Source organism: Tychonema sp. LEGE 06208, from assembly GCF_015207505.1.
Classification (GTDB): Bacteria; Cyanobacteriota; Cyanobacteriia; order Cyanobacteriales; family Microcoleaceae; genus Microcoleus.
Window position 1 is genome coordinate 23,165 of record NZ_JADEWT010000080.1, and the last position, 6,016, is coordinate 29,180.

Consider the following 6,016-nt stretch of genomic DNA (forward strand, 5'->3'; position numbering starts at 1 on the left):
CGTCGGTTTTTCGGGTTTGGGGATTTAAACCGTTACCAAGCAAATGATGTCCGCGCCAAATTAAATCAATTCTGGTTGCACTCATACATGATGTTAACAGTTAACTGTTAACTGTTAACTGTTAATTTACTATTTCGATGAAGAGAGGATTTGATGTCAAATCAACAATCAAGATATTTAAGCATGGTTTGGTATCTAATAGTATCGGCTCAATTACCTGACATAAAATGTGTTTGTAGTGAGAAAGAAAGTCCTCAACATAAATTTTGAGTCGCGCCGATCTGGGTCAATTTTACGGTATTTTATGCTATTTAAAATAAGAGTTTTCTGGTAAAATAACCTGTAAAGTAGCCTTTCATCGCTAGACTGAAGTCGCAGGGGTTTTAGGCTATTTGTTGACAGTAGAGTTTTTGAGAGAGTTGGGATTGAAATTACTTTGCCTCAGTAACGGCCACGGAGAAGACGCGATCGCCCTTCGCATCTTGCGGGAACTGCAACAGCACCCGCACCCCCCAGAATTAGCCGTGTTTCCGCTAGTGGGCGAAGGGCAAGCTTTCGCTCAACTAGAAAACGCCCGCATCATCGGCCCGGTGCAGCGGATGCCTTCGGGCGGATTTATCTACATGGATGGAAGGGAATTTTTGCGGGATGTCAAAGGCGGCCTGCTGCAGTTGACCGTAGCTCAGTTTAAAGCGATCCGCGCTTGGGTGCGATCGCAAACACAGTCTGGCAATCAAGACGCGGTGATCTTAGCCTGCGGCGATATCGTACCGCTGCTGTTTGCTTGGCTCGCTGGCGCGCCCTATGCTTTTGTCGGTACCGCCAAGTCCGACTATTATTTGCGGGACGAGAACGGGCCTCTGGCTCGCAAATCCGGCTTGTTTGCTTGGATTTCGTCGCCGCGATCGGTTTATTTCCTTTGGGAGCGCTGGTTGATGACGAGAAACCGCTGTCGCGCCGTTTTTGTCCGGGATGCGCTAACCGCCGAGACTTTAGAAAAGCTGGGAATTTCCGCCTACAATCTTGGCAATCCCATGATGGACGGACTCGAACCGGAAAACCCAGCCAGTTTTTACGGCCCTGATGCAGAGTTTCGGGAAAAGGAGCGATCGCTCGTCATCACCTTACTCCCCGGCTCTAGAGCGCCGGAAGCCTATGCTAATTGGCAGCTAATAGTAGAGGCTGCAGGCGGAATTTTGTCCTTGTTTGCCGATCGTAAACTGTTATTTTTCGGAGCCATTTCTCCCGAGTTAAACTTAGAAGCTTTGCGACCTATATTAGAATTTTTCGGCTGGCGACAAGACGGCGAAATAAAAACGCAGCGGCGAGAAGGAAGTATTTTGCGGCCTCCCGTTTCTAGCCCTCAAGAAATTCGGCAAGAATTTCCTAATTTGCTATTGCCCTTGACCTTTGTGCAGAGAAACGCCACGATGATTTTAACTCAGCAAAGTTTTAACGATTGTTTGTATGAAGCCGATGTAGCAATAGCAATGGCTGGAACCGCTACAGAACAATTTGTCGGTTTAGGAAAACCCGCGATCGCCATTCCCGGAAACGGCCCGCAATTTACCCCCGCCTTTGCAGAAGCCCAAAGTCGCCTGTTAGGCCCGTCATTAATTTTAGTCAAACATCCCGCCGAAGTTGCCGGCGCAGTACAGTCTTTGTTCCGCGATCCCGACAGATTGCAGTTAATCGCTGAAAATGGCTTGCGCCGCATGGGAGAACCCGGTGCCGCCGCCAGAATTGCCGAGTGTTTAATTCAGCGGTTCGGTAATTCTAAATTGCCTCCAATACATTAGGGCATAGGCCAAACCGGGCATAGGGCATACTTTACCACGCTTGAAAACCGCTATATGTTGCTACGGAATATCTTTAATTCAACTTTCTATAAAAACAATCTTGTTCGCTAACTACTAATACTAAATCCACGTATCCGAGCCATTTTTGTCATTGTTCGCGAACAATAACAAAAATGGGATGACAAACCCGGATTTAGTATAATTTCCGTTGTTCGATCGTTGGGAATGCAAGTCCCGGTTTGTATTACGGACTTTAGTCCGCAATATGAAAGCGGACTGAAGTCCGCACTACAAACCTATTTTATCGTCGTTTTTCAAGTAAGGTTCTATAAGGGCACACCCTACTAATACTGCACTCAAAAAAAATTAATTCCTAGTTTTTTCCCAAGATGGAAACCTGAAATTAGCCTAAGAAATTTTAAAATCAGACTTCACCAAAACACCCGGTTCTCGCTGCATGGGAAGCACATCTAAAGTATCCAATTGCGCGCAATATTTTAAATCTTCAATCACGCCCATACGCAACAGGCGCTGGCCGTGACTGGCTTTTTCCAACAATTCGTGCAGCCGATCTTGCCACTGCCAATAAAGAGCGATCGCCGCAAATACTTCATCGTTACCAGCAAAATCGATCGCCGGAATACCGCTTTCTGATAGCAGGCTTTGGGCGATCGCCCCAGCACAAACCGTATCCTCCAACGAATAACTCCCTTCCCAACCAGAACCCACAATCCAAATACTTTCCGGCTTTTTGCTTAACAAAAACTGCACTACAGATTTGCGGTTAATCAAAGCCGCCGTCAGCACAGTTGCAGCAGCTTGCACTCGTTGCAAAGCCCGAGTACCGTTAGTTGTACTGATAAAAATGCGCTTCCCACTCACCTTTTCTCGCGCGCAGTCCAGCGGAGAATTCCCCATGTCAAAACCGTCAACTTTGCCTCCGCCACGCTCTCCAGCCCGAATCCGCTTGTCTGCAGGCCATTTTTCGCTCTCTGCCATCAGCTTATCTAAGTCGCTGAAAACTTGGACAGCTTCCGCCCCATTATTCAGGGCCGTCGCCATTGTCGTAGTCGCCCGCAGCACATCAACTGCGATCGCGCAAGCCGGCATTTTGTCCGCTGGCGTAAGTTCCGGGGTATGGTAAATAAAAAGCTTCACTTTTGGGCAACCTGCAATAAATCCTCATAGGCAATAATAATAGAAAATGACGCTCTCACCCCTAATATGTCAAAACAGCTCAATTCAAATCCCGCCCGCAGCGCCATTACTGCACCAATTCGACTCCTGGCAGGTTTCACCTATCCTTTTCGAGCTTTCACGCTGATTTGGCAAACTCCCAAGCTGTGGAGTTATGTATTAGTTCCCGTCTTACTAAATTTTCTAATTGGTACCGGACTTTATTTAAGCTTGCTATTTCCCAGTTTGGCAGGCATAGACGTTTTAGTAGCCGATTTATCCCTCCGATTTAATGATTTAATTGCGAATTTGCCAGCTTGGCTGAGCTTTTTGGGCGGGTTGACAGTTGCTTTCGGCTGGCTGCTGCGCGTACTCCTAGTGTCAGGACTTTTGCTAATCATCGGATTTTTGTTAGTGCAGTTTGGCGTGATTTTAGGTTCGCCCTGGTACGGCAAACTTTCCGAACAATTGGAACTGCTGCGGAACGGTCAATTGCCCGCAGAAGCCCCAATGAATTTGGCTAGTGTTTTTGGGGATATTCAAAGGGCGATCGCCTTTGAACTGCGAAAACTACAAATTTTGTTGAGCGTTGGTATACCCCTGCTGCTGCTAAATTTTATCCCTGGTGTCGGCTCTATTCTTAGCACTTTGGGCGGCGTAGCTTTGGGCGCGACGATTGTCTGTTTAGATTTTTTAGATGCACCTTTGGAGAGGCGGAGGCGGCCTTTTCAGGAGAAGTTAGAAATAATTTGGGCGAGTTTGCCGGCTAGCGGGAGTTTTGGTTTAGTGTGTTTGGGTTTGGTGAGCATTCCGCTGTTGAATCTGTTGGCCATTCCGCTGTGCGTGACTGCGGGAACTTTGTTTTTTTGCGATCGCATTTGGCCGGCCCGCTTTGCTCCACAAGAAACAAACATCGCTCCAGAAACTAACATTACAACTTAAAAAACTAGGGAGATGCTTCTACCTTCGGCTGAATGTCTTCTACCTGCCGCTGACTCTGGGACTTAAAACTCAGAAACGGGCTTAAAAACAGCCAACTAACGAAGAAGAATGAAGCTGTAAATAGCTGGACAATATCAACCGCCGACAAATATCCGTCAGATAAGAGTGCAATAGTTCTATCTGTCAGCCCGAATATCCAAGAGAGAATCCCAAACAGCCAAATGCCTTTTTGGAGCATGGGCAAAAATGCTGAAACTTCGGAGTTTTGCTGCTTGTTCATTAATTTAGCCCTTGTTTGCGAAAAGTCTGATTAACCGGGCACCCCAAGGGCTTAAGGATTTTTGGTGTCTCCTCGGATTCCCTTTGTTATCTATATGTTAAGAAATGTTTCTCGATATGGCAACACTCTTCAGGAGGTATTTGCACATCTATCTCAAGAGGTAGTTGGAGCGCTGACAAAGAGTGATATTTGCTACAGTTTGGCAGCGACGCTAGAGATTTTGCCGAGTTTTTGAGAGATAAATTGCTGGGCACGGGTAGCGGCAGGAGCTCTTGGCACCGCGCCTACAAAAAAAGCTTGTAATTTATATTGAATTATGTAATACTACAAGTTGATCGAGTCTGGTTAAAGAACGATCGCGAGGTTTGTACTGAAGACTGAAGTCCTCAAAGCCCTAAAAGCCACAGGACAAACAATTTGATTATCAAAATCCACCGGACTTGATGTGAGTTCAGCATCAATAAAATCGAACAATGGCACGCTTAAATCAGATTATTGCGATCGAAAAAGGCATCAAAAGCCGCTCCGCCCAAGAACTAGCAGAAGCCCAAAAAGCCCTCCAGAAGCCAGCTTTGCTTTCTGGAATCTCCCGCACTTACCGTCCCAAAGACGAAGAAGGCGAACAACTGCCGCCAGAGTCCAAAAAAGTGGAAGTCAAAGCCGAAGAGATTATCCGCAAAACAACTGAAGTTTTGACCAAACTCTTTGACGTAACCGCAACCAAAGATTGGACAAATTGTAGCGCTCGCGCGGACGTGACTGTAGACGGAAATGTGCTTTTGAGTCAAGTTCCAGTCAGCTATTTGCTATTCATTGAAAAACAATTAGCAGATTTGCAAGCATTCATCAAAAAACTTCCAGTCTTAGATGCTTCCGAGACTTGGACTTTCGATGCTTCGGCCGACTGCTGGGCCACAGAACCTGTGCAAACTCTCAAGACTTTTAAAACTCCGCGCAATCACGTTAAAGCTGAAGCTACGGAACACCATCCGGCGCAAGTCGATGTTTATTACGAAGATATTACGATCGGCTATTGGCGGACTGTCAAGTTTTCGGGAGCTTTGCCAGCACGGCGGATCAATGAGTTGCTGCAAAGGGTGGAAATCTTGCAGCAAGCTGTTATGTTCGCCCGCGAAGAAGCTAACAATTCTGAAGTTGAGGAACAGAGAGTGGGAGAGCGAATTTTTCAGTTTATTTTCCGCTAATTGCTTGCTTTTTTGATGGTTATAGTTTAAGATATAAACCGAGTACAATTTCAATCTAAAACTTCAACTTAAACCGTACAAATGTGACAGTGCAGGTTCGACTCCTGTCTTCGTTCAATAGCGAAGTAGCCCAATTGGCAGAGGCAGCATTGCGTACAAATTCAACAGCAAGTTATTACTCTAAACTCAGCATTCTCCGCCGATCGCTAAAACGAATGTCAGGAAAATCACATCATCGAGGTTGCTGGCTCATATCCAGCCCCCTCTACCAAACGCAGGGGGGTAGCTCAATCGGTAGAGCGCGATGCTATTAATCTTAAATCCTTGACTTAAATGTGATAGCGTGTGCAAATGGGCGGTAAATAGAAACCCAGTAGTAAGGTCAGAACTGCTGGGTTTTATGCTAATAATTGAATCAATTCGTTAAATCCGTCAGTCCTGGACGTATCAAGACAGATGATTTACTGCATCAATCCTCAATGCGAACAACGCGAAAATCCTGCTGCTGCTCAAAATTGTCAGGCTTGCCGCACGGATTTGTTAATTGCCGATCGCTACCGCATCCTTAAACCAGCGCGATCGCCCAATCCCGCCCGCCCCACAGACATCTTAGA

General features: G+C 46.3%; 6 protein-coding genes. 4 read left to right on the forward strand and 2 right to left on the reverse strand.

Annotation, left to right across the window (positions count from 1 at the left end; all coding sequences use genetic code 11):
* The first annotated feature begins 425 nt into the window (after positions 1-425).
* The gene (locus IQ263_RS19580; protein WP_194069475.1) at positions 426-1,799 is read left to right on the forward strand and encodes a lipid-A-disaccharide synthase-related protein; all 1,374 of its coding nucleotides are present in this window, start codon (positions 426-428) and stop codon (positions 1,797-1,799) included.
* 408 nt (positions 1,800-2,207) lie between these two features.
* Here the strand turns inward: IQ263_RS19580 and IQ263_RS19585 are convergent, their stop codons facing one another.
* Complete coding sequence (locus IQ263_RS19585) at positions 2,208-2,957, reverse strand: 2-phosphosulfolactate phosphatase family protein (RefSeq protein ID WP_194069476.1); 750 nt, start codon at positions 2,955-2,957, stop codon at positions 2,208-2,210.
* 66 nt (positions 2,958-3,023) lie between these two features.
* On the opposite strand from IQ263_RS19585, the gene IQ263_RS19590 reads away from it, so the two are divergent.
* Positions 3,024-3,917 (forward strand): EI24 domain-containing protein, encoded by an 894-nt coding sequence (locus tag IQ263_RS19590; RefSeq protein WP_194069478.1) that lies wholly within the window; start codon positions 3,024-3,026, stop codon positions 3,915-3,917.
* 4 nt (positions 3,918-3,921) lie between these two features.
* On the opposite strand, the gene IQ263_RS19595 is transcribed toward IQ263_RS19590, so the two are convergent.
* Positions 3,922-4,197: a hypothetical protein gene (locus IQ263_RS19595; protein ID WP_194069480.1), complete on the reverse strand. Its 276-nt coding sequence runs from the start codon at positions 4,195-4,197 to the stop codon at positions 3,922-3,924.
* Between the two features lie 473 nt (positions 4,198-4,670).
* Between IQ263_RS19595 and IQ263_RS19600 the strand changes: the two genes are divergently transcribed.
* Together IQ263_RS19600 and IQ263_RS29955 are read left to right on the forward strand one after the other, a co-directional pair.
* Positions 4,671-5,402, forward strand: a complete 732-nt coding sequence (locus IQ263_RS19600; protein WP_194069482.1) for a DUF7873 family protein — start codon at positions 4,671-4,673, stop codon at positions 5,400-5,402.
* Positions 5,403-5,858: 456 nt separating this feature from the next.
* Positions 5,859-6,016: 4-Cys prefix domain-containing protein (locus tag IQ263_RS29955; RefSeq protein WP_339384900.1), on the forward strand; the 158-nt coding region annotated here is incomplete at its 3' end.

What these genes read in the sequence shown, in the direction of transcription:
- IQ263_RS19590 (WP_194069478.1), top strand. Translation starts at nt 3,024, where the DNA reads ATGTCAAAACAGCTCAATTCAAATCCCGCCCGCAGCGCCATTACTGCA.
- IQ263_RS19595 (WP_194069480.1), bottom strand. Translation starts at nt 4,197, where the DNA reads ATGAACAAGCAGCAAAACTCCGAAGTTTCAGCATTTTTGCCCATGCTC.
- IQ263_RS19600 (WP_194069482.1), top strand. Translation starts at nt 4,671, where the DNA reads ATGGCACGCTTAAATCAGATTATTGCGATCGAAAAAGGCATCAAAAGC.